Here is a 25,454-nt window from a genome sequence, read left to right on the forward strand (position 1 = left end):
AGCCCAGCGATAGTTTCTGCACTTCCGGATTATACTTTTTTAGGGGGTAAGGGAAAAAAACCGGAAGTGCGACGTTTGTAATCTGCATATTCCGGATATTTTTTGACCATGGATTTTTCCAAAAGGGCCTTGCCAGATACGGCGTAGAGAAAGAAAATCATCAGAGCCGGGCTCAGAACTGTTGTCCAGCCCCAGGGGGCTTCCAGAGCGATCATGGTTAATCCTGTCCAGACAGCTGCATCACCAAAATAATTCGGGTGCCGCGTCCATGCCCAAAGACCTGTGGTCATTAACTTGCCCTTGTTCTCCGGTTCAGCCTTGAACTGGCGTAACTGCCAGTCTCCTACAGCTTCAAAAAACAACCCGATACTGAATATCACAATGCCAGTGATGGCAAGAAGCCCGAGTGTTTCCGGTCCACCAATCTGGCCAACTTGCGTGGGCAGGGATACGAAGAAAGCGATACATAATTGTAAAAGGAATACACGATACAAAGACCAGATAACAAAATTACCATCCTTGCGGGCAACGCTTTCGCGCATTGCAACATATCGAAAGTCTTCACCATGCCCAAGGTTGCGCCGCGCCAGGTAAAGGCCAAGACGGCCGCCCCATAAAGCCGTAAGGATTGTGAGGACTAAGGCCCGGGGCTCTGTCCCGTCTGCCAGAAAATACGTCAAAACCGCAGGTCCTGCACAGGCTGGCCCCCACAATATATCAACAATACTCGCATTCTTTATCACGACACTGATTGCCCAGACAAAAATGAATATCATCAACATAATGACAAAGTTGGTCATAATCATGGTAAGCATAGATTGGCTCCGGTCAGGCTTTGCGCATAAAGTTATTGGCTTTGAGGAATTTGGTGATCTCATCGAAAGCGTCATGTGCTTCCGGCAACATGCGGTCAAAGGTATGCCAGACATGCGGCAGGTGCGACCAGCTTTGTAATTGGGCAGGGGAGCCCTGTGCTGTCGCTTTGGCAACATAGCGCCTGGCGTCATCATAAAGCATCTCTGTGGAACTCACATGTACCAGAGTTGGTGGCAGGTCGGAGAGGTCTGCAAAGATCGGTGATATGTCCGGCTCCGAGGGCGAGATCCGATAAAGGCTCCAGAAAGCCCAGAGCAAGACCGTGCGCGGAACCTTGTGAAAGCGCTCAAACAGCGTCTGTAACATCAGGTCGGTTTTGAAGTTGTTGCGTAAGCTGGGACTTGAAAAGGTAGAATCCACAGCCGGAGAAATCGCGATTACCGCATCTGCCGGCCACAAGCCCATGTCACGTACCCAGTTGATCAGTGAGAGTGTCAGATTGCCGCCTGCCGAATCTCCGGCAACCGCAAGGCGTTCCGTCGTAGCCGAACCATCCGGTCCGTTGTCGATAATCCATCTATAGGCCGCACGGACATCCTGTATGCTCGCGATACGCGGATTCTCAGGCATCAACCTGTAATTGACAGCGAATATGCTTGCCTTGGTGCGTGTCGCAAGATTGCTTGTAATGCCGCGATGGCTGAGGGCGCTGCCAACCGTGCCGGCACCACCATGAATGTAGAGAAGCCGCCTGTCAGGGTTGCTGCCTTTGCTGCGTACCCATTCACCCGTAATTTTGTTACAATCGCTCACCAGCGCATCCGGCGTAAAAGTTATATCCTTTGGAAACTTCCGTGAAAGGCCGATATTATCCATCCGTTCACGCCGCGCTTTAAGCTGGTCTGTGCTGGAGCCTTTGCGTGCCTTTGCAGGCTTGACGTAATTTTCCAGAAGATAGGCATTTACTTCTTTGACACCGTCTGAATCCGGGTCCGTCTCAAATGTCACGGGCTGGTTTGCGTCATAAGCTGATAAATTTTCACCCTTAAGGTGAAACCGGGTGACAGCCCATGCTGCGGCACCTGCAGCAGGCAAAAGCAGCGGAAGTTGAAGAACCATGTAATATCCCTTCGTCTTGTCTGAGGCTAGGACGGATCAAGGTTATAAAGCAATGGCGAAGCTCACCCGGGTATCCTGTTGCCGAGCCAGCGCCGGATCGGCAGGTCGGCGCCGTAAGTCAGCGCAGTTGAAAGCGCAATCATCAGTGTCGTGGTGATCAGGAATGAGCTCCACCATCCAAAGCCTGTTGATTGAAGCTGGGCCAGCAAAACATATCCCACCATCTGATGCACCAGATACAGCGGATAGGAAATTGCTCCCAGAAAAACCAGCCAGGGATGGCTCAATATACTGAGGCGTGTTGTCAGTGTGGCGAGCAGGAACAGAACAAGATGGCAGGCTATGATAAAACTGCCTGTAAATCCGCGATCATCATAGTTTGCAAAAGGCTGGGGGAATTGCGCGGCCACGACGAGAAGCAACAGGATAACGCGCAACGGACTCCAGCCGGTTTGCGTGATCTTGTAAATAATCAAACCGGCAGCGAACAGGTGTCCATAGCCATTTATCATTGACAGATAATGCAAGGGGTGTGGAATAAAAGGCGCGGTCCAGGTAAATGTCAGCGTCCCGATGATCCAGATTGCTGCCACTATTTCCGCATGGCGTTGCAGTTTTGACCGGAATAAAAAGAACATGAAAAAATAAAAGCCTAGGGTGTGGACTCAATTGATCCAGCATTTTGCTGCGAAGAGATATATCATGTTGATGAAGTTCCTTCGAGATTTCTCGAACCGTGTAGCCAGCCGTCTCATGTCTTTCATTTTGCAGAAGAACCGCTCGACAATATTACGCATGGCGTAAAGGCTGGTGTCATGCGGGACCGGATTGCGCGCATTGGACTTGGCGGGAATAACCGCCAACGCACCTTCATCGGCGATATCGCGCCTGATCTTCGCACTGCCATAGGCTTTGTCCAGGACCATCGCCAGAGGCGGCATCTCCCAGTCGAGGAAGACATTCATCACCTGGCTGTCATGAACATGGCCGCCAGTGACCTCAATGCGCAATGGCCTGCCATTTTCATCTACGGCCACGTGAACTTTGCTTGTGCGACCGCCCCGTGAGCGTCCAATATCTTCCGCCAGTTCCCCCTTTTTGAGCCACTCGCTGCGCGGTGAGCTTTGACAATCGAGGCGTCTATGAAGATCAGACTGTCCTCACATTCTTCAGCGAGCGCATCGAATATGCCCTTCCAGACGCCGCGCTCGCCCCACCTGTTATACCGATTGTAAGCAGTCGTGTACGGTCCATATCGTTCCGGCAAGTCCCGCCATGGCGCGCCTGTGCGCAAAATGTAAAAGATGCCGTTCAGGATCGTACGATCATCTTTGCGCTTCGGGCCGCGGCTAACCTTTGGCAACAACGGTTCAATCACCGCCCATTCTTCATCCGACAAATCAAACCGCGCCATTTAAGACTCCCTTTCGGAAATCCCTGAATCACGCTTTGCACAAACAAATCAATCAGTTAAATTGGGTACAGACCCTAGTTCGTAAGTCAGGCTCCAATACACACTGTCCACCGGTTGCACTTTGATATAATCCTGCAACATGGTCAGATTGACGAGGTAAGTCAGCCAATCTGGTCCAGCACTGAGCACAGGAAACAAGATCAGTATCAGGAATGTGAAGGTCACGCAAACCCAGAAAATCGGATAAAGGCGAATGAACCTTGACTTCAGGAATGCTCTGGTGGCGCCGCGTCGCTCCAGTGTCATCAGGATCACAAATCCTGAGATTATGAAAAAAAGGTGCACCCCAAAACCACCAAAGTCGATAACAAAGCCAGGTGGTTGCGCTTCCGGCCAGAAGCGCGGAAAAACACTTGTGTAATGATAGAGTAGCACTGCCATGGCGGCCAGGCCGCGCAGGCCATCAAGATTGGTCAGACGACTGCCCGCCGGGGGTAAAGGCGTGACCGTCATCTGGTCTGTCCTTGTGACAACGTGGTTCTCAAGCGTTCTATAAGGGCGGCATATCCCGCAAGGTTGAGGTGTTGTCCGTCACCTTCATGCAGGTCTGTTGCGAGATCACCATTGCGGTCGGACAGAAAGTCCTGGGTGGGCAGGAAACGGCATGGTGCGTTGCACAGCGCGCGCAGCGTTGCATTGGCGGCATCTATCTCTTCATTGCTGATATCCTGCGGTTGGCTGGTGTCAACGGGCAGGATTTCGAGGAGTGTCCATGGCGTATCGTAAGCGTTTATTTTTTCGATCAATGCCTTGGTTCTCTGGTCGAAAGCCTTGCGCGTCGCATTCTCAAGATCATTCAGCCCGATACTGACGATCAGATGTTTCGCTTCCCTCAGGCGCTTGTAGTCTGTGAGGTTTTGGTGCAATTCATCGGCGCGCAATCCGCCTATCCCAAGATTGAGCGTGTTGGGATGAAGGCTTGCTGCGTCAAGACGTTGCATATGGCTGTCGCCCAGAAGGATAACCTCCGGCTGTTGGGCAAACGCGAGTTTGTCAGTATGATATTTGTGCAGCTCGTTTTTATAGGAGGCTGCATCATAGGGAGAAAGCCCCAGACGCCAGCGCAAGGCAGGCACTATATCCGGGTTGAGCATGGCAAATGCGCCTGCAAATGTGAGGAAGGCCGCATATATAGCAAGGCCAGGCAGAAGGAACTGACGCCATTTTCTCATCAGGTTGCCACCTCGCCGTGGGTGTGCTCTTCGCCCAGATACTCCGCTGACTGCATTTCCATCAACCTGCTTATTGTGCGCTCAAATTCAAATGACCCGTCGCCTTTCGGATAAAGGTCCTGGGGGGAGGTATCGGCCGAACAGACAAACTTTGTCTTGTGTTCGTATAGGGCATCAATGAGGGTGACGAAGCGTTTTGCTTCATTGCGCTTTTCTGGTGACAGGGCGGGGATATGATCCATAAAGAGGGTGTTATAGGTGCGGGCAATCGTCAGGAAATCTTCTGCGCCCAGTGCACTGGCGCATAAGTCAGTAAAACTCACCCGTGCTGCGCCGCGTGCTGCCCGTGGAATGAGAAGCGTGCGCCCGCGAACATGCAACTCGTCGCGCTCTTCCTGTGCCGCCATGGTCAACCGCTCCCAGGCGGTATCCATTGCTGCGTCGGCTGCTCGCCCCAGTGGGTGATGATAGACTTTAGCGCCCGTCAACTGATCCAGACGATAGTCCCGTGCCGCGCCCAGTTCGTGCACCTGCATATGCGCCTTCAACAGATCGATAGAAGGAAGGAACACGTTCCTGTTCAAGCCATCCTTATAGAGATCATCTGGATGTCTGTTCGATGTTGCGACAACCACAGCGCCGAAACGGAACAGCCAGTCAAAAAAACGTCCCAGGATCATCGCATCTGCTATATCGGTGACCTGAAATTCATCAAAGCACAACAGGTGAGCCGACTGGAACGCCGCGCGGGCCACATGGGGCAGCGGGTCATCTATTGGCGCGCGCCGTACCAGATGCGGTTGCCGCTTGCGCACTGAATCGCTCATGGCGCGCCATTGCGCAATGCGTTCATGTGTTTCGGCCATGAATTCGTGAAAATGTACGCGGCGACGCGGGCTCAGGGGCGCATTTTCGTAAAACAGGTCCATCAGCAGGCTTTTACCGCGCCCGACACCGCCCCAGAGATAGAGGCCTTTGGGCGCTTGTGCGGTCCGGCCAAAAAGGCCTCGCTTGCCAGGGCGATAGTTTGTCAGCTTTCCATGCAATTCTTGCAGCAAGGCCACGGCGTCAGCCTGGGCCGGATCAGGGTATAATCCGCCCGTCGCCACCAGTTGGTTATATGCCTGTTCAGGTCCCGCCATGCGGGCCCATTTAGGGGCATTTCCCGGATGCGTGCAATCGGCTATAGCACGCGGCATGGTTAGCTTTTCAGACATTACCGCCGCCGCAGAGCGCCTTGTGCCATTTATTACCCGCACACCGCTTCTTGAGAGCCCGCGCCTGAATGCCCGGCTTGGGGGGCGACTGTTGGTCAAGGCCGAGTCTCTGCAGAAAACCGGCTCGTTCAAGTTTCGCGGTGCGACCAACAGGATCAGTCAGCTTACGCCGCAGGAGCGCGCGGCGGGTGTGGTCGCCTGGTCCTCCGGCAATCATGCGCAGGGCGTTGCGCTGGCGGCCATGCTGCACCATGTTCCCGCGACCATCGTTATGCCAGAAGATGCGCCGCAGGTGAAAATCAACAATACAAGTAGCTATGGCGCGGAGGTTGTTCTGTATGACCGCTATGGCGAAAGCCGCGAGGAAATCGGTACACGCATTGCCCGGGAAAAAGGCGCGATCATTGTGCCGCCCTTTGATGACCCGCATATTATCGCCGGGCAGGGCACCGTTGGTCTTGAGCTGGCGGTGCAGGCGCAAGAACAGGGCATCACGCTGGATGATGTCGTGATCTGTTTTTCCGGCGGTGGCCTGTCTGCCGGGTGCGCTGTCGCCCTGGCGGCGCTGAGCCCGGCCGCAAAACTCTGGGTGGCCGAGCCGACGGGGTTTGATGATGCCGGACGCTCCCTGCGGGCAGGCCATCCCCTGCAAAATGCGCCGGGCGGCAAGTCCATCTGCGATGCCCTGCTGCAACCAACGCCGGGGGCGCTCACCTTCCCGATCCTGAGCGCCTCTGGCGCGGGCGGGGTGAGTGCCAGCGACGAAGAAGCGCTGGCCGCCATGAAAACCGCGTTTGAGGAATTCAAGCTGGTGCTGGAGCCGGGCGGTGCTATCGCGCTTGCCTGTGCGCTGTCCGGCAGGCTGGATATAAAGGGCCGCACCATCTGTGCCGTTGCCACGGGCGGCAATGTGGATACTGATCTTTTCAAGCAGTGTCTTTGAATATCTTTGCCGTTTTTGCGCTGCTGTATAGACCCTACATCGCGTTTCCCTCGGCCAGAAGTCTGGAACGACGGGTAAGTGCTGAACATGAAAGCATCCAGTCCTCAGCAAGTTTTGGTGATGGTTGATGAAGCTCAAGCCCGTCATTTTCATCTTTGAACTCTCCTCAGGCCGCGGCCCATTGTCACTTTGGGTCGGCAGGCAGCCAACCACTGGACTGTCTGCTGATCTGCCTCACTCTCTGGTGGACAGGTCTGCGACGGATAATAGGCCATGCCAGAGGGGGGCACATAAGTTTGGTTATGTTATTGAAAGGCGAGGACTTTTTCTCAAGTCCAGGCCCATAAGTTTTTTTTCGCGATTAGTTGATGAAGCCTTCCGTATAAAGATGCGTCGTCAGGCTATCCGGGAAGACGTGCTCAGAGAGTTTATCGCCGGTAATGCGGAAGTACCGGGTTGCGCAAAGTCAAAAGGGATATTTTGCGAAAAGGCAGAATTAAAAAAGCCCCGATAAATACCGGGGCTTTTTTATATTTGCATTTGAAGAGTCTTCACTGACAGGCAAGACACTCGTCATAATCGGTCTTGGCGGCTGCCTGCATCATGTCGTCTGTGGCGGATACATCGTCATTGGCGGGCTTGTCTGTGCTGCCAGCATAGGATGTGCGCTGAACGGATTTTGAGCGGCAGTAGTAAAGGCTCTTCACGCCTTTTTCCCATGCGGTCCAGTGCAGCATATGCAGGTCCCATTTGTCTACGTCGCCCGGAATAAAGACGTTCACGGACTGCCCCTGGCAGATGTAAGGTGCGCGGTCAGCAGCAAGCTCGACAACCCAGCGTTGGTCCAGTTCAAAGGCAGTCTTGAAGGTGTCTTTCTCATCCTGTGTCAGGCAGTCGAGATGCTGGACGGAGCCTTCATTTTCAAGAATGGAAGACCAGATTTCTTCCGTGTTCTCCCCTTTTTCGTCAAGCAGGCGCTCCAGCGCTTCGTTCTTGACGGTAAAGGAGCCGGAAAGGGTCTTGTGGGTGTAGACATTGGCCGGGATCGGCTCGATGCCGGCAGATGCACCTCCACAGATGATCGAGATGGAAGCGGTCGGGGCGATGGCCAGCTTGTGCGAGAAGCGCTGTTTGATACCGCGTTCTTCCGCATCCGGACAGGCGCCTTTTTCGTCCGCCAGTTTGACCGATGCGGCGTCTGCGCCCATGCGGATATGCTTGAACAGGCGATTATTCCAGGATTTTGCCATGGCACTTTCAAACGGGATGCCACGATCCTGCAGGAAGGAATGCAGGCCCATGAGGCCGAGGCCGACAGAGCGCTCGCGCATGGCGGAGTATTGCGCTTTCTCCATGCCATCCGGCGCACGGTCGATGAAGTCCTGCAGGACATTGTCGAGGAAGCGCATGATGTCTTCGATGAAGCGCGGCTCGTCTTTCCACTCGTCATATTTCACGGCATTGACGGAAGACAGGCAGCACACGGCTGTGCGCTCATTACCCAGATGATCAGTGCCGGTATGCAGCATGATCTCTGAACAGAGGTTGGATGTGGAAACTTTCAGGCCCAGGTCACGCTGGTGCTTGGCCAACTGACGGTTCACCGTGTCTGAGAAGATGAGATATGGCTCACCCGTCTGCAGGCGGATCTCCAGAATTTTCTGCCACAACTTGCGGGCATCAATGGTGCGGATGATTTCGTTATTCTTCGGAGAGCGCAGGCCGAATTCCTTGCCGTCACGCACGCATTCCATGAACTCATCCGTGATGTTGAGGCCGTGATGCAGGTTCAGGGACTTGCGGTTGAAGTCGCCCGACGGTTTGCGGATTTCGAGGAATTCTTCAATCTCCGGGTGGAAGACATCAAGATAGCAGGCGGCTGAGCCACGGCGCAAAGAGCCCTGGCTGATGGCCAGTGTGAGCGAGTCCATCACCCGGATGAACGGAATGATACCGGATGTGGCGCCAGCGCCTTTCACTTTTTCACCGATAGAGCGTACGCCGCCCCAATATGTGCCAATGCCGCCGCCATTGGAGGCAAGCCAGACATTTTCGTTCCAGGTACCGACAATGCCGTCGAGGGAGTCATTCACGCCATTGAGGAAGCAGGAGATCGGCAGGCCGCGCTTGGCCCCGCCATTCGACAGGACGGGCGTTGCCGGCATGAACCAGAGTTTCGAGATATAGTCATAGATGCGCTGGGCGTGGTCTGCGTCATCGCCATAAGTGGTGGCGACGCGGGCGAACATGTCCTGAAAACTTTCGCCCTGCAGCAGGTAGCGGTCTTCCATGGTGGTTTTGCCAAAATCAGTCAGCAGGTCATCGCGGCTGCGGTCTACCTGAACTTCGCGGACGACACGCAGGGCAGGCTTTTCAGCCTCTGCGGGGACGGGATGGGCAACGCCATCAATGATCACACCTTCAGTGGTGATCGCGGCTTCTGCGGTGATATTGGCAGTATCCAGTGGCGGCATGATCTCTCTTCCCTCTATATATAGCGTATCTTCTTCGCGGGTTCAGGGCGCAGGTTCATTGTTCCGGAAAGGGAACATCCCTCACGCTTCCGGCGCAATGCTTTGCGGTGACCTGATTTTCGCCGGCATCCTATCCGGCACAACATATAGTTACCTGACGGCGTGTGTTCGTCAATATGCTGTGGCTGGCTTGGGGCAAGTTTTTTACTAACAGAGGGTTAATAAGGGCGCATTAAATGCGCTTTGTAAAGGTTTTGTCGCACAGTTTCATTATCGTTTCGGCTGCGGATAGGTTGGAAAACTTTGCCTCCTGCTATTCTCCAGACACAAGATGTAGTGGGTCGTGCATTAACCGGATATTTAGGCGATTCCCGGTTTCGCGGATTCTGAATACCGCTTATGGTGCGCGCGAATTCAATCGGCCTGCCGGGGGCAAGTCGACATTCAGTTATTGATGAGGAGCGTTATCATGTCGATCAGACATCTATTACTGGCAGGGGCGTCCGCGCTGGTGCTGACTGCCTGCGGCAACAAAGCCGAAGAAGAAGCAGCAACCGTCGAGGAGGTTGTCGCGGAAGCCGAGGCCGAAGGCCAGATCCCCGCTGTTGAAGCAGCAGAAGCTGCCATTGATGCGCAGTTGACACTTTCGCCGGAAGAACTGCTGGCGCGCAGCGAGGCCTATCTCGCTGAAAACGCAGCCAAGGAAGGCGTTGAAGTCACCGCCAGCGGCCTTCAGTTTGAAACCCTTGAAGCAGGCGATGGCCGTGCGCCAATTGAAGATGATGTGATTGTCATGCACTTTGTGGGCATCAAGGCCGATGGCACCGTGTTCGACACATCGCTTGCCCGTGGCACGCCGACGACAATCCAGCTTTCATCTTTCAAGGATGAAGCACCCGGTTTCGTTGAAGGGGTGATGAAGATGAATGTCGGCGGCGCAGCGCGCTTCACCCTGCCGCCAGCGCTGGCCTATGGCACCGAAGGCACACCGGATGGTGTGATCGGCCCGAATGAGGCGCTGACATTTGAAGTCCAGTTGCTCGATGCGATCGACGCGGAAACTGTTGCCAAGATGGAAGCCGAGTACAAGGCGATTGCAGACACTAACAAGCAGGCCGGCGACGCCTTCCTCGCGGCCAATGCAGCTAAGAGCAGCGTTCAGGTCACGGAAAGCGGCCTGCAGTATGAAGTGCTGGAAAAAGGGAACAGCACTGTCTCCCCGACCGCGGCTGACACTGTGGAAGTGCATTATCGCGGTACGGTCGAGGACGGCACTGTGTTTGATTCGTCCTATGATCGCGGCGAAACGACGACGTTCCCGCTGGGTAATGTCATCCGAGGCTGGACGGAAGGCCTGCAGTTGATGAATGAAGGCGACAAGTATCGCTTCTACATTCCATCAGACCTGGCTTATGGCGCGCAGTCGCGTGGCGAGGTGATCGGCCCGAACCAGATGCTCATCTTTGATGTGGAACTGGTCGACGTGAAAGAGCCAGCGGCTGCGGAGTAACGCAAGCTGGCCTGAAAACAATATCAGGGCGGGTCCGGGGTCAACTCCGCACCCGCCTTTTTTGAATGAGGAGGCGGAAAAGTGGCGGAAAATGCAGCAAAGGGATACTGGATCGGGCATGTAACGGTGATGAATGCCGATCTTTATAAGGAATATGTCGCGCTGGATACGGACATTGTAGCGCGTTTTGGCGGGCGCTTCCTGGCGCGTGGTGGCCAGTGCGAGGTGCCCGAAGGCGACGCGCAGGAGCGGCATGTGGTGGTAGAGTTTCCGGATTACGCCACAGCGCGCGCCTGCTATCATTCAGAAGAATATCAGTCAGCAGCTGTGATCCGCAAGGCAAATGCTGTCTCCACCTTTGTGCTTGTTGAAGGGGTTTTGTGATGCTGCGTAAACTGCTGACAGGTATTGCTGTGCTGTTTGTGGCCGTTTGGGGAGCGCTCCTGCTCTGGCCGGAAGGGGCTTATGCGCCGCACCAACCGTCTGATGAGTATCGGGCGCGGGCGGCGGACTACCTTGCCCGTAATCTGACGCCGATGCCGGAAAACTGGCAGTGGGACAGTTTTGAGGCGACTGATGGCAAGCTGATGCGTTGGGGAAGGGCGCGGCCTGAAGGAGATATTCGCGCAACTGTAATCTTCGTGCCGGGATATACTGGCACTCTTGAGATGTATGCAGACTATCATCATGAAATGTTGTCCCGGGGCTATGAGGTTTACGGCTTTGATCTGCGGGGGCAGGGTGGCTCGGCGCGTATGCTGGAAAATCCGGAAAAGCCTTGGGTTGCCGATTTTGGCATATATTCTGATGATGTTGCCGGGTTTACGAAAATGGTCCGGACGCAAACGGCGGGGCCGTTGCTGCTGATAGGAGAGAGTTTCGGCGGGCATGTGGTCTTGCGCGCCGCAGGTGACCATGAGCTGCCGATTGACGGCTTGCTGCTGGCGGTGCCAGCCATGCGCATCCAGACCCCGCCGCTGTCCTATGGTGCCGCACGGTTCATCGTGGAAGCCTCGCGTAAACTTGGCTTTGGCAAGGATTATGCGTTGATGCAGAAAAACTGGCAGCCCTATGTGACGGATCTGTCGCAGCCGAATTATTGCGGTGACAATATCGACAGAATTCACATCAAAGATACGCTGTACACAGCAAGACCAGAGTTGCGGGTTGGTGGCACCACCAATCAATTCATTTCCGAAATGATGGAATCTGGTGAAAGAATTTCCAAACCTGGCTATCTGCAACGGCTCGATATGCCAGTGCTGCTGGTCACTGGGGATACGGATTCCATCGTTCAGGCAGAGGCATCAAAAAAAGCGTGTGCGGCGCATATTCCTGATTGTGACCTGCTGGAGCTTGAAAATTCGGGCCACTGCACGATCTCTGAGCCGGATGCAACGCGCGCAGCGATGTTTGACGGCGTTGATGCGCTGCTGGCCCGGGCAGAGGCCGCGTTGCAATGACCACATACGCGATATTCGGTGCAGGCTCTATCGGGTGCTATGTTGGTGGCTTGCTGGCGGCTGGCGGTCGGGAAGTGATTTTTATCGGCCGCGACAGGCTTGCGCAGACAGTGCGTGAAAATGGACTCACGCTGAGCGATTTTGAACATAGCGAAACCGCCGTTGCGCCTGGCTATATCCGCTTTGAAACGGACCCGGCGATGCTTTCTGAGGCTGATGTTGTGCTCGTCTGTGTCAAGAGCATGGCAAGTGAAGTGGCGGCAGCGGCGATCGCTGAGCACGCGCCGGCGAAGGCTGTTGTCATCAGCCTGCAAAATGGCGTCAGTAATGCGGATACGTTGAAAAGCGGTGTTGCCAGTCAGCCCGTTGCGGGTGGTATGGTGCCCTATAATGTCGTCAATCTGGGCGATGGCCGGTTTCATAAAGGAACACCGGGAGATCTTATTGTCGAAGTCCTGCCAGAAACGGCTGCGATTATTGTGGACATGGCAGCAGCCGGGCTTGCCACGCAGGCCACGGATAACATTCAGGGCGTGCTGTGGGGGAAACTGCTGATCAATCTGAATAACGCCCTCAATATGCTGTCTGACCAGCCATTGAAGCAGCAATTACTGGATGTAAATTTCCGCCGTGTCTGGGGCATGTGTATCAAGGAAGGCCTGAGCGTTCTGCAGGCAGCGAAAATCAAGCCGGTCAAGTCTGGTCCCCTGGACCCGGCTTTTTTTGCCCGCATACTGAGCCTGCCAAATTTTATCCTGATGCGTATCGCCCCTGCTTTTAACAAGATTGATGACAATGCCCGCTCTTCCATGTGGGAGGACTTACAAGCCGCACGCGTTCCCGAAATTGACTATATCAATGGAGCGATTGTTGATCTTGGGCGCGAGGTGGGTGTGTCTGCGCGGGTCAATGAAAAAATAATCCGTATCGTGAAAGAGTCTTTTGCAGATGGGAAGTCGCCGGCATTTGACGGGGCAACCTTGCTGAAGATGATTTCCTGAAACGGCTGCCGGGCGTCTGACTGTCTGTCCGGAAGTACTTAAGACGAGGGACCTGGCCTCTCATCACCCAAAAGGAAAACCCTCGCCTCACCGGGGCAGTTCACATCACAGGCAATGGCGGCATTGGTCGCGCGGTTCATGCGTTCTTCTGCTGAAAGGGAAAGCCCTTGCAGCGCCGCGTCGGCGCCCAGCGCATAATCTCGTCCGCTGCCACTGGCCCATAGCTTGCCTTCCGGTATGGGTGATATCGCCAGCGACGGGTCAAGGTCAAACACACGGCCATTCTTATGGGCGAGGATGCACGAAATACCATAGCGTGCGGACGCGTCTTCCTCGTCCTTGGCCGCAATATCATGCTCCTTGAAAATATCGCGGATGGTTTGCGCTATCTTCCGGGCATCCATATCCGGTTTTGAAAGATCATCGCTGTTGAGCCGGAGAATATCAATCTGTACGCTGTCACCAGCGCCGCCCAGATACCAGTCACCAAATGCGCTCCATTTGCTGGTGCCGTCCACCAGGATTGCATCCCCGACGGTGACGGCAGTGTTCTCTCCGAGCCATATTTTGTCGCTCTCGCAGAGGGCTGTGATGATTGTCATATATCAGGTCCTGACCTTTTTTATTATCCCTCAAAGGGTGTGCCATCCTTACGCCGGAATTCCCAGTCGCCATCAACCTTGAACGCCTGCATGTCGACACTCTCATCGGTATACGATGTAATATCGTCCTCCATGCGGCTGCCAACTTCAATAAACAGGCACTCCTGCCCTGACCTGTTTACCAGCATATGGCCATTCTCGACACCGGCTTTGAAGGCTGCGGCGTCGCCAGCGCGCAGGATGGTTTCTGCATCATCTTCTATCAGCACCGCTTCTCCCTTGAGCATGTAAATGAACTCATCTTCGCGCGCATGCCAGTGTTTATGAGCTGAGGCGGCGCCCGGTTTCAAACGGGTCAGATTAACCCCGAACTGATCGAGGTGGCCCGCATTCCCTAGCGCCTGTTTCTCGCGGCCGTCGCAATGGCTGGCATACGGGGCCGGATAGGCGCAGGTCTTGCGGACATCAATGGCATCTATATCTATCTTTGGCATGGATCACTCCTGAGCGAAGTTTGAGTTTACCTGATACACCGGCAAGGCCTAAAGAGGAAACATGACGCCTGATATACATACCCGGTCTGATCCGGTAACGCTTGCCTCGGCCCTGATCCGCTGCCCGTCCGTGACACCTGAAGATCATGGCGCACTGGACCTCTTGCAGGGCTGGCTTGAGGCGCTGGGGTTCGTCTGCGAGCGCATGATGTTTGCTGATGAAGATGCGCCGCCGGTTGATAATCTTTATGCGAGGCTGGGCACATCGCTGCCAAATTTCTGTTTTGCCGGTCATACAGATGTGGTGCCGCCCGGGGCCGCAGAAGACTGGGACGTGCCACCTTTCGAGGCCATGGAGCAGGACGGTATGCTGCTTGGGCGCGGCGCGTCCGATATGAAAGGCGCTATTGGCTGCTTTGTCTCTGCTGTGGCTGAATATCTGAAGCAGGAAAGTCCGAAAGGATCTATCAGTCTACTGATTACAGGAGATGAAGAGGCGCTGGCGATAAACGGTACGCGCAAAGTGCTGGAGGCGCTGAGGGCACGGGGGGAAGAGATCAGCCATTGTATCATTGGTGAGCCATCCAACCCGCAGGAACTGGGCGAGATGATAAAGGTCGGGCGTCGCGGCAGTTACAACGCGGTGCTGACGGTCAACGGTGTGCAAGGCCATGTCGCTTATCCGGGCCGTGCAGAAAATCCGATACCGCATCTGATGACATTGTTGCAGGCGTTGACGGCGCAGCCGCTGGATGACGGCTATGAACATTTCCAACCGTCCAATCTCGTCATTAGTGCCCTCAATACGCCGTCACTGGCAGAGAATGTGATCCCGGGCTGGGCCAGCGCGCGCTTCAATGTCCGGTTTAACCCGACCTGGACCGGGGCAGGGCTGGATGCGTATTTGCGCGAGATTATTACCAAGGCTGCTGCCGGAACCATTCGCTGGGATCTGAAAGGGCGTCATTCCGGTGAAGCGTTTCTGAGTAGTGATGAGGGCTTCCCTTTGCTGATATCGCGTATCGTCAAGGAAGTGACCGGGCGTCAGCCTGAGCTTTCCACCAGTGGTGGCACGTCTGACGGGCGCTTCCTGCATCTGGCCGCACCGGTTGCCGAGTTTGGCCTGGTCGGGGCAACCATGCACAAAGTAAATGAGCGTGTGTCCATCGCAGATATGCACAGCCTGCAGCGGATTTATCTGCGCTTGTTGCAAGATTATTTCAGCGAGCCGTCATGATTTCGCCTGACTATATCAAACAGCAGTTCCAGGGCGTCATTGCCATGCTGCGGGACGAGGAGTGGCGCGAGACACTCGATACGACCGAAGATGGCGTTTTCAGGTCTTTCTGGGCGATCCCGCTCTGTCTGGTGGTGGTCGCGGTATCCTCCCGCCTTGCAGAGAGCGTTTTGCGCCTTAATCCAGAGCTGGAACTGCCTGACCTGCCGGTGGTTTTTGATCTGACCCTGCAATCGGTCATTTTCCTCAGCATCTGGGCGTTGACGCTGTTCCTGCTGGTTGGTTTTGCCCGGCAGATAGGCGCCGGAGGGCGTGTGGCACCGTTGATCGTTTCCTATAACTGGTCCGCGCTGTTGCTGAACCTTCTCAATATGGTCTTTCTGGTATTTGCATCGGTTACGCAGGCGCTGGAAGTACTCGTTATTTTCTCGCTGGCATTGCAGGCATTCTGGTTTGTCATGCGCTGGCGGTTGATCCGGGCCTCACTGGAAAGTGACGTTGGGCCGACTGTCGGGGTGCTGGTTATCATTTTTCTGGCAACATTTCTTGTGAGCCTGACCATTGCTGACCTTGGGGTCTGGGTACATGGACTGTTTGCTGGCAATTAAGCCTGCCTCACATATGCCACTGTCTGACCTTACCAAGTTTTCGGCTGGTCAGACGCTAGGCAGTCCGGTAAAGAGTTGGTTAATGTCACGGACCGGCCCGATGTCGGCCTCAGTCAGTATGAAGGAGTGACCATGAAAAAGTTGACAATCAAGCTCGCCGCGCTTGGCACAGCAGCCTGTCTGCTACCCGTCAGTGCGCAGGCCGCGAATTTTACAGTAGATGAATCATCAAAATGCATTGCTGTCATGGCGGCACTGCAGACGGAAATGCGACTGGCCGTCTATTCGCAGATGCCTGATGAGATGAAAGCGCAGTTCCCGACACAGGAAGACTACACCAAGTGGTTCATGGTCAATGTGAAGCAGCTGGATGAGAAGCTTGCGCAGGATTACTTCACCAGCACGATGAATGTATTGATGTGGAAGAGCGAGCTGGAGCAGGCCATGCCAGGTGTCGGGCCTGATGCCCTGTCCGCCAAGGTCAATGACCAGTTTGATCCAATGGTTGCTGACGCGAAGCAGCAGGGTATCGACCTCGAAAACCGTTCCACCTCGCCGGAAGATATCAACAAGGCAATGAACTTTCTGGGGCAGCAGGCTGTAAGCTGTGGCCAGAAACTGCAGAGTGCCTATCCGAACAACAATCACCCCGTCATGGTTGCCTACCGTCAGCAGATGGAAAATGCCCGCGCTCAGGCACAGGCCTCAGCTGCGCCAGCCCCTGCCGCTGCGCGTCCAGCCCCGCCACCTGAGCCAGAGCCTGATCCGGAAGAAGAAGGACAGGTCTCCCTGCCCGCTTCAGCGTTTCAGCCCAGCCCGGATTTTGATTACTGATCAAAAGGCGGATAATCTGCCTTGACAAAATAGAGCCCGTGGGGCGGTGCTACCGGTCCACAAGCTGATCTCGTTTTAGCTTCCAGTGATTCTCTTACGCTTGCCGGTTGCCACCGGCCTGCCCCAACGCGCTCTAGCGTGCCCGCAATGGAGCGTACCTGGTTGTGCAGGAAGGATGGCGCAGAACAGCGGATCTGCACCTCGTCTGCATGTCGTGAAACTATCAGTGTCGAGAGTGTCTTGATGGGTGATTTTGCCTGACAGTGCGTTGAGCGGAAGGTCGTGAAGTCATGCTTACCGACCAGGTGCTGTGCCGCAGCCTGCATGGCACCCACATCCAGTTCATAGCCCACCCGCCATACCCTTTTGGCGTCAAGGGCAAGGGGCGCACGCCGACAGATGATGCGATAGAGATAATGTCTGTGAAAGCATGAAAAACGGGCATGGAAGTCTTCGCTGACTTCCTCTGCAGTCAGCACGCCAACAGGATGTGGCCGCATGTGATGGTTGAGCGCATCGCGCACCCTGTGAGGCGGCAGGCTTTTTTCAAGATCCAGATGTGCGGTCATGCCAAGCGCATGGACGCCGGTATCAGTTCGCCCGGCACCAGCCGCGGTGACGCTATGGCCGGAGAGATTGTGCGCGGCGTCTTCCAGAACCTGTTGCACGGATAATCCGTTCAACTGGCGCTGCCAGCCGACGAAAGGTGTGCCGTCATATTCGAGTGTCAGCTTGTAGCGTGGCATTGTTCAGGCCAGCATCTGCCCGGGCGACAGAGGAAAGCCGCGCAGGAATTCATCTACTGCCTGAACACTCTTGCCGGAGCGCTGGAGTTTTTTCAGACTCACAGCGCCCTCACCGCAGGCGACGATCAGTCGGGTATCGGCCTCAATGATTGTGCCCGGCTTTTGGGCAGACATTCTATCGTGCGCTTGGGACATCAATGCCTTGCAGCGCACAGATTTGCCGTCACTGTCAGTCAGATCAAACCAGGCCCCCGGAAAAGGGGATAGTCCCCTGATATGACAATCAAGCATGGCTGCTGGTTGGCGCCAGTCGATGCGCGCTTCCTCGGGGGTGATTTTTTCTGCATAGGTTACCCCGTCTGTTGCCTGTGTGGTCGGGACAAGGCCATCGCGCGACAGCGCTGCCAGCGCTCGTGGCAGCATGTTTGCCCCAATATGCGACAGCTTGTCGTGCAGGCTGCCGCTTGTATCTGTTTCCAAAATCTCGACAGTCTCGGAGAGCAGAATTGGCCCGGTATCGAGGCCGCGCTCCATCTGCATCAGTTGAACGCCTGTTGTCGTGTCGCCGGCCATGATCGCCCGCTGAACAGGGGCAGCCCCGCGCCAGCGCGGCAGCAGAGAGCCGTGCAGGTTGATGCAGCCAAGCCGCGGGCTTTCCAGAATAGCTTTGGGCAGGATCAGGCCATAGGCAATAACCACGGCAAGATCGAGATCGAGTGCCTGAAATGCCTGCTTGTCTTCGGCAGACTTGAAATTCTCGGGCGTGCGCACCTCAAGGCCAAAACTCTCTGCGAGCTCGTGGATGGGAGATTTGCGCAACTTATGGCCTCGTCCGGCAGGGCGCGGAGGTTGTGTGTAGACTGCCGCTATCTCATGGCCGGCAGCGATAAGCTCGCTCAGCCCCGGCACGGCAAAATCAGGGGTGCCCATGAAAGCCAGGCGCATATTCTTACCTACTCTGTAAATAGCTTGTACCCGTCGCGTACCGTCAGGAGGCGCTGGCCAGCTTCTGTTCTTTTTTCAGTTTCTTGAGAATGCGCTCCCGCTTCAGGCGCGACAGGTAATCAACGAACAGAACGCCTTCGAGATGATCCATCTCATGCTGGATGCACACCGCCAGAAGACCCTCTGCTTCGAGCGTTTGCGGATTGCCGTGATAATCCAGATAGCGCACAGTGCAGGTTGCCGGGCGGTCAACCTCCTCGTAATATTCCGGTACAGACAGGCAGCCTTCTTCGTAAGGCTTTGTTTCTTCTGATGATTCCAGGATTTCCGGGTTCACAAAATAGCGCGGTTCCGGCTCTTCTTCTGGCCCGGCCAGGTCCATCACAATGACCCGTATTGGCACACCAACCTGAATGGCGGCGAGGCCAATGCCGGGCGCATCATACATTGTCTCCAGCATGTCATCCATGAGACTGCGCAAGGCATCATCCACCTTGTCGACAGGTTTGGAGACAACGCGCAGGCGTTCATCAGGCGCTGTTAATATTTCTCTGATAGTCATGGTTTCGACCTAATAACCAAACGGCTTCTCGTCAACAAGGCGGCTGGCACGATCCATGCTTAACCATGGGTAACGGTATGCTCGCTTTTTGCGTAAATTTGTTATAAATTTACATTAGTGTAGTGGGGATATGGACATTCGCGTGGTAGATATGTCTTTTTTTGAGTGTGGACGGAACATTATTGCCCAGGTTCCGGGAGACGCCTTTATCGGCTTTCTTCAGTCGGGTCATGTACAATCTCGTATCGAAAACGAGGTGGACGAGTTGATGCAGGCTGGTGAGCGCCAGGCTCAGTCAGCGGCGAACGCCTTGCAGGCTGGTTCGGCGGATGGTGGGGGCAACCTCATGGTTTGGGTGCTTGTCGGCGTCATTATCCTGATTGCGTTGCTGATGCTCTGGTTTTTGGGCCGCATTGTCCGCAACAACCGGGATGCACAGGAAAATGTTGGCGACACGCCGCATTTTGAGGACCAGTTCGCGGTGCATGACGAAGAAATTTCCATCGTTACAGAAGAAACCGAAGATGGTGACGACGAGTCTTTGCAGGCAGCTTACGAAGAGCCTGTATTGGACACGGCGGCCAGTTTTTCAGATTCCGAAGAACCGCAGGAATACGGCTTCTATTCATCTTCAGATGATACCGCATCCGGCCAGTATCATGATGATGAGGAATCTCTTGAATATCATGAGGAAGCCGAGGCACCGACAGATGAACATGACGCTGGCGAGGACGCAGAAGTCCATGCCTCTGAGGATTATCCGGAAGATTATCATGACAGCGAGAACATCATTCACCTGACCAGTCGTTCGGATCAGACGGATGAGGATGAACTCGAAGAAGAAGCCGAGCCTGAAACTGACTATGCTGCGCATTATGAGGCACATGAGGAAGAGGAGCAGGCAGTCGAACACGATGAGGTTGAGCAGGCAGATAACAACGTCCGCTATGCGTTCGCTGCGACACCACGTTCACCGATGAGCTTTTCAGGTATTTCCGAGGATGAGCCGGAGGACAAACCTGAATGGGCTGAGCCCGAACGGGTCCAGACGGACGAATACCGAAGCCGGCCCTATATAGCGCCAACTGTTTTGCGCGAAGATATGGAAAAAATGGAGCAGCATCAAGCTGAGCGCATTGACCATCTGCGCGAAGACATGACGCGCCAGATCACGTCGATGAAGGCAGAGAACAATAACCGCCTTGATCTGATAATCAACGCACTGGACCGGAAGATCGAGAATCTGGCTGACCTGACCCGTCAGGGCCAACAAGAGAGCATTCAGCCAGTGGCTGGGCTGCCACCGGAAATAACAGGCAAGATTTCTTCACTTCAGTCTTCACTGGACAATCAGGGCCAGCGCATCCGGGCGATCACGCAGATCCTTGACGATCGTCTGGACAGTGTTTCTCACGTGTACGGAGAGGTGCGCAGCATCAGTGAACGTATTGAGGCGTTTACGAACAAACTCGACAAACTGGAGCAGTCCATTATTGACCGGGCGCATCAGGATGTGATGGCAGATGTCCAATTAAGCGATGTCATCAGATCGTCCCTTTCACCGGAAGATTATGAATTCAAGGCGCTGCTGACCAATAATAACCGTGCGGACTGTCTGATTCGCCTGCCGCACCCACCGGGCGCAATCGTCATTGATACGCGGTTCCCGCTGGACGCTTTCAATGCCCTGCCAGCGCGCGAAGATGTTGCCCGGGGTACGGCGCAGGCCAAGGCAGCGGAAGATTCTTTCCGTCGCTCCGTCTTGCGGCATATTATTGATGTGGCAGAGCGGTATATCGTGCCGGGTGAAACGGCTGATTCAGCGCTGCTGTTCCTGCCCACAGAAGCAATCTACACGTCGCTTCATGCACGCTTCCCGGATCTCGTCCGTGACAGTTTCCGGGCACGGGTCTGGATTGTATCACCATCTACATTGATGGGTACGTTGCAGACACTGCGCGGCGTCCTGCGGGATAACAAGGATCGCAGCACTGCTGAAGCTGTCAGACGTGAAGCGGATGAGGCCATGTCTGAAGTGGAAGCCTTGCGTTCTCGTGCCAGCGTTCTGGCTGAAAATTTTGAGAAGACGCAAGGTGAGTTACGCTCACTACTTGAGGCGACCAATAAGGTCGTCACCCGGACAGGTACAGCACGGCAGACTGAGCCTTCCTCCAGTCACGCGGTGCATCACGCACTGATGGATCATCTGTATGACAACAAGCCGGAATGGCCTGGTCGTTCAGCAGACCAGCAGCGGGATAGGGGGCAGCGGCAGCCGACCCTTTATGATGATAAAAATCCACGTCCGGATAACCTGCGCTAATCTGTGACCTGTCGCGTCAGCTTATTGCCTGACGCGGCAAATCTTCCTCCGTGAACAGCATGTCACGATCCTGCCGTGGCTCGCGAACATCAGTTTCGAGTGGTTCGAGCAGTGCGAGGTCTTCTTCCGTGCCCGGCATTTCATATTCAGCAAATTTGCGCGCTTTCGGCATGACGCTGCCTTCGATGTTACCCAGCGTTTTGTTGTAATTCTTGACAGTTGTCTCGAGCGACTTGCCGATGGCGGTCAGATTGTTGCCCATCAGCCGCATTGAGCCGTAGAGTTCTTGCGCAAGACCGGCAACCTTGTGCGCATTCTGCGAGGCTTTTTCCTGTCGCCAGCCATATGCTATGGATTTGAGAATGGCGATGAGCGTGGTTGGTGTTGCCATCAAAACGCCTTTGTCAAAGGCTTCCTGAAACAGCTCCGGGCGTGCCTCCAGCGCCGCGGCGAAAAAGTTTTCGCCTGGAATAAACATGACAACAAAGTCCAGAGAATTAGACTTGCGCAAGGCGCCGGCATAATCCTTTGAGGCCAGAGACCGGACATGCGCGCGCATCTCTTCGGCATGTTTCAGCAGGAACACCTGCCGTGCAGCGTCATCAGTTTCCCCGGCGGCATCAAGATAGGCGCTGAGCGAGACTTTTGAATCAACGGCAATGACCCGCTCGCCCGGCAACCTGACAACCATATCCGGCATTTTCAGCTTGTCACCGTCCTGTACTGATTTCTGCTCCGTAAAGTCGCAATAGGCGGAGAGGCCAGTCATTTCGACAACATTGCGAAGTTGCTCTTCCCCCCAGCGCCCGCGTGTTCGCGAGCCGGACTTGAGGGCGGTTGCCAGTTTTGCCGCTTCTGTCTGCACATTAGAGGCCGATTTCGCCAACACTTCAATCTGCCCACTGAGTTCGCCTTGCGCTTTCTTCTGGTTGTCGCGCATTTCCCGCAAGCCAGCTTCATAGCGTCCCAGCGTTTCGCGCATCGGCTTGATCAGCTCATCCACAGCTTTCTGCCGGTTTTCGAAGCTGTTTTGCGCAGCAGCATTGTGCTTCTCAAAAGTCTCGTTGGCCCGCTCAAGGAATGCCTCATGGGCTGAGCCGAGCAGTCGGGAGGCGATTGCCTGGAAATCATTCTCGAAACGACGGGTCATTTCATTCAGGTGGCGCTCGCGTTCCTGCAACTGGGTTGTCAGTTCGACCTGTTTTTTTTCAAGATCTGCTGTCCGGCCGCGTTCAAAATTGAGCGCGTCCTGCGTTGCATCAAACTCTTCCAGCCGAGAGCTGAGGCGGGCCTGTTCGAGTGCAGCCCTCTGATGATCGCTGTTCAGCCTGTTGAGGCGGTTACGCATCATGAAGAACGCGGCACAAAGCGCAATGGCAAGGGCCCAGCCAAGCAGGGCCCAGCCAAGGGGCATGGTGCTGCCATCTTGAAGGGAGGTTACGGTTGTTTCCAGAATGTTCTTTTTCATTCTGAAGACCTAAGCCGATTCGCCCCGCGTCCTGCTGCGTGATTAACGCAGATAGGCGGGTACGCTGACGCCCTCGGAAACGGCAACCCCGGTATGACTGAGCACAGGGCTGTCATTCTCAGTCTTTGCTTCAACCGTATCTTCAGCCATCTCTGCGGGCAGGACCATATTGGCAAAATAAAGTGGGCGTGCCTTGGTCTCGTTGAAAATACGGCCGAGATATTCGCCCATGACCCCCAATACCGCGAGTTGCACGCCGCCAAGGAACAGCATGACCGTAATCAATGTGGGAAAGCCGGCGACCGGATCACCAACCAGTAGCGCTTTGGCCATGTAATAAATGCCTGCAACGATCGCCAAGGCAGCGGTGGCAAAGCCGAGATAGGACGAGAATTTGAGCGGGGCGATGGTGAAGGATGTCAGTCCCTCAATCGACAGGTTCCATAGCTTCCAGTAATTCCATTTGGTGGAACCGGCAGCGCGCGGGTCGCGGTCATAAATGACGGCCTTGGACGGAAAACCGACCCAGGCAAAGACGCCTTTCATGAAGCGATGGCGCTCGCGCATTACGCAAACAGCATCGACAACCTTGCGGCTCATCAGGCGAAAGTCGCCAGTATTTTCCGGCAAGGCAACGGAGCCTATATTCCGCATTACGCGATAAAAGGCAGCAGCCGTCTTTTTCTTGAGCCAGCTTTCGCCGAGGCGCTGCGCGCGCTGGGCGTACACAACTTCATAGCCTTCGCGCCATCCCTCGATCAGGTCACCGATCAGCTCGGGCGGGTCCTGCAGGTCGGCATCAATCACAACGACGGCATCTCCCCTTGCTGCATCGAGACCTGCTGTCAGGGCGATTTCCTTGCCGAAATTACGGCTGAGATCGACGATGGTCGTGTTCGGGTGCCGCGCCCGAATCTGCTGCATGAGAGACAGGGTTGTGTCCCGACTGCCGTCATTGACGAAGACCACTTCAAAGGTCTGGCCGATGTCCGCCATTGCCTTGCGCACCCGACGATGAAACAGGGCCAGCACTTCTTCTTCATTATAGGCCGGGCAAACAATCGACAGCAGGCTTGGTTGTTCTGCCGTGCGGGGGGTGAGGGACGTTTGTGGAATATTCATGATACTTACCAGCTTGTTAATCCGTACAGGTGGCAAATTTTTATTGCCATAAGTGTTTGTTCACCATGCTGGCGTAAAAACACTAAAGATGTATTCACGGCTGAAAAATATCCCCGCTATCAACGGCACGCTGGTCCTGACGCCGGACCGGGTGCTGATTACCTGCGTTATACTCGTTTTGATGAGTTATGGCGTTTACGCCCATGCCATCTTCACGGCACAGGACATGAACCTGCAGGCGGGTCCCCCCGTTGGCGGTGACTTCGTGGCATTCTGGGCGGCGGCGCGGGCGGTGTTGGACGGGCTTGCAGCGGATATTTATCAGATGCAGGTTTTTGAGGCCTATCTTCTTGATAATGCGATGCCGCGCGAGCGCTTCGGGCTGACCTGGCAATATCCGCCTACCTATTACTTTTTTATCATGCCCCTGGCGGTACTGCCGTTTTTCCCCGGTTATGTCATCTGGTCTGGCGGCACCATGCTGCTGTTTATCTTTGTACTGTCACGCGTTACCCGCCTGAAATGGGCTGGGCTGTTGATCTTGTTTGCGGCGCCAGTGATGTTTAATGCGGTCATTACCGGGCAGAACGGTTTTCTCACCGCATCGCTGCTGGTGCTGGCGGCGGCCTGCCCTGACAAACGCCCCGTTCTGGCGGGATTGGCGGCAGGTTTGTTGACCTTCAAGCCTCAGCTTGGCGTTCTGCTGCCGATTGCTTTTATTGCTGCTGGTTGCTGGCGCGCCTTTTTCACTGCGGCTGGTACAGCGATCGCCCTGGCGTGCGCGAGTGTGCTCGTCTTCGGATTGGATGCATGGGCGGCGTTTTTCGAGAGCATTATCAATGTCGGGGGCGGGGTGAAGGATGCGGTTTATCCGATCCATAAAATGCCTACCGTGTTTGCTGCCCTGCATAAATCCGGCCTGCCCAGTGATGTTGCCATGGCTGCACAGGTGCTGGCCGCGCTTGCAACGATGGCCCTTGTGGGTCTTGTCTGGCGCAGGATAAAAGCGCCAGACCTGCGGGCGGCTGTGTTGTGTAGTGCAGTCTTTTTGTGCTCTCCGTATGCCTATTATTATGAAATGACGGTGCTTGTCCTGCCGGTGATCGTGATCGTCAAGCGTGCGCTTGAAGATGGCTGGTTGCCGGGGGAAGAAATCGGTATTGCTCTTGTCTGGATGGCGCCGCTGTTTCTGCCGGGCCTTTCAAAATATATCGGGGCGCAGGCCGGGCTCGCCCTTGTGTTGGGATTGCTCTGGCTGGCATTGCGCCGGGCACATGTTGCAGAAGGGTTCTGGCCTGTGCGCTCTGCGCGGGTGGCTGCCTGA

At 55.1% G+C, this 25,454-nt stretch carries 24 protein-coding genes and 1 pseudogene; 10 read left to right on the forward strand and 15 right to left on the reverse strand.

Translation table 11 applies throughout. The features are described 5' to 3' along the window. Positions 1 to 29 precede the first annotated feature (29 nt). The 7 genes and pseudogenes from RAL90_RS15720 to zapE all read right to left on the reverse strand — a co-directional run bounded on the left by RAL90_RS15720 (position 30) and on the right by zapE (position 5,798). Positions 30 to 815: a DUF1295 domain-containing protein gene (locus RAL90_RS15720; protein ID WP_306252338.1), complete on the reverse strand. Its 786-nt coding sequence runs from the start codon at positions 813 to 815 to the stop codon at positions 30 to 32. Positions 816 to 828: 13 nt separating this feature from the next. Next, positions 829 to 1,935 carry an alpha/beta hydrolase gene (locus tag RAL90_RS15725; RefSeq protein WP_306252340.1) on the reverse strand — a complete coding sequence of 369 codons (1,107 nt, stop codon included), beginning with the start codon at positions 1,933 to 1,935 and terminating at the stop codon, positions 829 to 831. Between the two features lie 62 nt (positions 1,936 to 1,997). Beyond that, a complete protein-coding gene (locus tag RAL90_RS15730; protein WP_306252342.1) occupies positions 1,998 to 2,573 on the reverse strand; it encodes an acyltransferase in 576 nt (191 codons plus the stop codon). A gap of 27 nt (positions 2,574 to 2,600) precedes the next feature. After that, positions 2,601 to 3,322 (reverse strand): annotated as a pseudogene (locus RAL90_RS16390) (IS5 family transposase); the annotation flags it as partial. 75 nt (positions 3,323 to 3,397) lie between these two features. Then, positions 3,398 to 3,862 carry an acyltransferase gene (locus tag RAL90_RS15745; protein ID WP_306252344.1) on the reverse strand — a complete coding sequence of 155 codons (465 nt, stop codon included), beginning with the start codon at positions 3,860 to 3,862 and terminating at the stop codon, positions 3,398 to 3,400. Next, the gene (locus RAL90_RS15750; RefSeq protein ID WP_306252346.1) at positions 3,859 to 4,581 is read right to left on the reverse strand and encodes a GDSL-type esterase/lipase family protein; all 723 of its coding nucleotides are present in this window, start codon (positions 4,579 to 4,581) and stop codon (positions 3,859 to 3,861) included. Before RAL90_RS15750 ends, RAL90_RS15745 begins: the two co-directional genes overlap by 4 nt. Continuing rightward, positions 4,581 to 5,798: a cell division protein ZapE gene (zapE, locus tag RAL90_RS15755; RefSeq protein ID WP_306252348.1), complete on the reverse strand. Its 1,218-nt coding sequence runs from the start codon at positions 5,796 to 5,798 to the stop codon at positions 4,581 to 4,583. Before zapE ends, RAL90_RS15750 begins: the two co-directional genes overlap by 1 nt. On the opposite strand from zapE, the gene RAL90_RS15760 reads away from it, so the two are divergent. After that, positions 5,779 to 6,741 (forward strand): threonine/serine dehydratase, encoded by a 963-nt coding sequence (locus RAL90_RS15760; protein ID WP_306252350.1) that lies wholly within the window; start codon positions 5,779 to 5,781, stop codon positions 6,739 to 6,741. The two genes, zapE and RAL90_RS15760, sit on opposite strands and share 20 nt — an antisense overlap. Positions 6,742 to 7,292: 551 nt before the next feature. Here RAL90_RS15760 and RAL90_RS15765 read toward each other — a convergent pair. Next, positions 7,293 to 9,215: a ribonucleoside-diphosphate reductase subunit alpha gene (locus RAL90_RS15765; RefSeq protein ID WP_306252352.1), complete on the reverse strand. Its 1,923-nt coding sequence runs from the start codon at positions 9,213 to 9,215 to the stop codon at positions 7,293 to 7,295. 469 nt (positions 9,216 to 9,684) lie between these two features. Between RAL90_RS15765 and RAL90_RS15770 the strand changes: the two genes are divergently transcribed. The 4 genes from RAL90_RS15770 (at position 9,685) to RAL90_RS15785 (ending at position 13,189) form a co-directional block, all read left to right on the forward strand. Next, a complete protein-coding gene (locus tag RAL90_RS15770) occupies positions 9,685 to 10,725 on the forward strand; it encodes an FKBP-type peptidyl-prolyl cis-trans isomerase (protein ID WP_306252354.1) in 1,041 nt (346 codons plus the stop codon). Positions 10,726 to 10,806: 81 nt separating this feature from the next. After that, positions 10,807 to 11,109 (forward strand): DUF1330 domain-containing protein, encoded by a 303-nt coding sequence (locus tag RAL90_RS15775; RefSeq protein ID WP_306252356.1) that lies wholly within the window; start codon positions 10,807 to 10,809, stop codon positions 11,107 to 11,109. Further along, positions 11,109 to 12,188 (forward strand): alpha/beta hydrolase, encoded by a 1,080-nt coding sequence (locus tag RAL90_RS15780; RefSeq protein ID WP_306252358.1) that lies wholly within the window; start codon positions 11,109 to 11,111, stop codon positions 12,186 to 12,188. Before RAL90_RS15775 ends, RAL90_RS15780 begins: the two co-directional genes overlap by 1 nt. Next, positions 12,185 to 13,189, forward strand: a complete 1,005-nt coding sequence (locus tag RAL90_RS15785; protein ID WP_306252360.1) for a 2-dehydropantoate 2-reductase — start codon at positions 12,185 to 12,187, stop codon at positions 13,187 to 13,189. The genes RAL90_RS15780 and RAL90_RS15785 overlap by 4 nt, the downstream gene beginning before the upstream one ends. Positions 13,190 to 13,227: 38 nt before the next feature. Here the strand turns inward: RAL90_RS15785 and RAL90_RS15790 are convergent, their stop codons facing one another. Then, entirely contained in the window at positions 13,228 to 13,791 is a 564-nt protein-coding gene (locus RAL90_RS15790) for a hypothetical protein (protein WP_306252362.1), read from the reverse strand. A gap of 23 nt (positions 13,792 to 13,814) precedes the next feature. Then, a complete protein-coding gene (locus tag RAL90_RS15795; RefSeq protein ID WP_306252364.1) occupies positions 13,815 to 14,285 on the reverse strand; it encodes a cupin domain-containing protein in 471 nt (156 codons plus the stop codon). Positions 14,286 to 14,346: 61 nt separating this feature from the next. Between RAL90_RS15795 and dapE the strand changes: the two genes are divergently transcribed. The 3 genes from dapE to RAL90_RS15810 all read left to right on the forward strand — a co-directional run bounded on the left by dapE (position 14,347) and on the right by RAL90_RS15810 (position 16,964). Next, positions 14,347 to 15,522 carry a succinyl-diaminopimelate desuccinylase gene (dapE, locus tag RAL90_RS15800; RefSeq protein ID WP_306252366.1) on the forward strand — a complete coding sequence of 392 codons (1,176 nt, stop codon included), beginning with the start codon at positions 14,347 to 14,349 and terminating at the stop codon, positions 15,520 to 15,522. Next, positions 15,519 to 16,130 (forward strand): hypothetical protein, encoded by a 612-nt coding sequence (locus RAL90_RS15805; RefSeq protein ID WP_306252367.1) that lies wholly within the window; start codon positions 15,519 to 15,521, stop codon positions 16,128 to 16,130. Before dapE ends, RAL90_RS15805 begins: the two co-directional genes overlap by 4 nt. 132 nt (positions 16,131 to 16,262) lie before the next feature. Beyond that, on the forward strand, positions 16,263 to 16,964 hold the full coding sequence (locus tag RAL90_RS15810; protein WP_306252369.1) for a hypothetical protein: 702 nt from the start codon (positions 16,263 to 16,265) through the stop codon (positions 16,962 to 16,964). Here the strand turns inward: RAL90_RS15810 and truA are convergent. From truA to def, 3 genes are read right to left on the reverse strand one after another with little or no spacing between them, the layout of a single operon-like run. Further along, entirely contained in the window at positions 16,958 to 17,710 is a 753-nt protein-coding gene (gene truA / locus RAL90_RS15815; RefSeq protein WP_306252371.1) for a tRNA pseudouridine(38-40) synthase TruA, read from the reverse strand. The genes RAL90_RS15810 and truA overlap by 7 nt on opposite strands. 3 nt (positions 17,711 to 17,713) lie before the next feature. After that, positions 17,714 to 18,655 carry a methionyl-tRNA formyltransferase gene (fmt, locus tag RAL90_RS15820; protein ID WP_306252373.1) on the reverse strand — a complete coding sequence of 314 codons (942 nt, stop codon included), beginning with the start codon at positions 18,653 to 18,655 and terminating at the stop codon, positions 17,714 to 17,716. A gap of 43 nt (positions 18,656 to 18,698) precedes the next feature. Beyond that, entirely contained in the window at positions 18,699 to 19,217 is a 519-nt protein-coding gene (def, locus tag RAL90_RS15825; RefSeq protein ID WP_306252375.1) for a peptide deformylase, read from the reverse strand. Positions 19,218 to 19,368: 151 nt separating this feature from the next. Between def and rmuC (RAL90_RS15830) the strand changes: the two genes are divergently transcribed. Continuing rightward, positions 19,369 to 21,540, forward strand: a complete 2,172-nt coding sequence (gene rmuC / locus RAL90_RS15830; RefSeq protein WP_306254064.1) for a DNA recombination protein RmuC — start codon at positions 19,369 to 19,371, stop codon at positions 21,538 to 21,540. A 16-nt stretch (positions 21,541 to 21,556) separates the two neighbouring features. Here rmuC (RAL90_RS15830) and rmuC (RAL90_RS15835) read toward each other — a convergent pair whose 3' ends face one another. Together rmuC (RAL90_RS15835) and RAL90_RS15840 are read right to left on the reverse strand one after the other, a co-directional pair. Then, positions 21,557 to 23,008, reverse strand: coding sequence for a DNA recombination protein RmuC (gene rmuC, locus RAL90_RS15835; RefSeq protein WP_306252377.1), 1,452 nt, complete (start codon positions 23,006 to 23,008; stop codon positions 21,557 to 21,559). Positions 23,009 to 23,050: 42 nt separating this feature from the next. Beyond that, positions 23,051 to 24,130, reverse strand: coding sequence for a glycosyltransferase family 2 protein (locus RAL90_RS15840; protein ID WP_306252379.1), 1,080 nt, complete (start codon positions 24,128 to 24,130; stop codon positions 23,051 to 23,053). 88 nt (positions 24,131 to 24,218) lie between these two features. Here RAL90_RS15840 and RAL90_RS15845 point away from each other — a divergent pair, with 88 nt between their 5' ends. After that, a complete protein-coding gene (locus RAL90_RS15845; RefSeq protein WP_306252381.1) occupies positions 24,219 to 25,454 on the forward strand; it encodes a glycosyltransferase family 87 protein in 1,236 nt (411 codons plus the stop codon).

It is taken from the genome of Parvularcula sp. IMCC14364, assembly GCF_030758415.1.
In the GTDB taxonomy this organism is placed as follows: domain Bacteria; phylum Pseudomonadota; class Alphaproteobacteria; order Caulobacterales; family Parvularculaceae; genus Aquisalinus.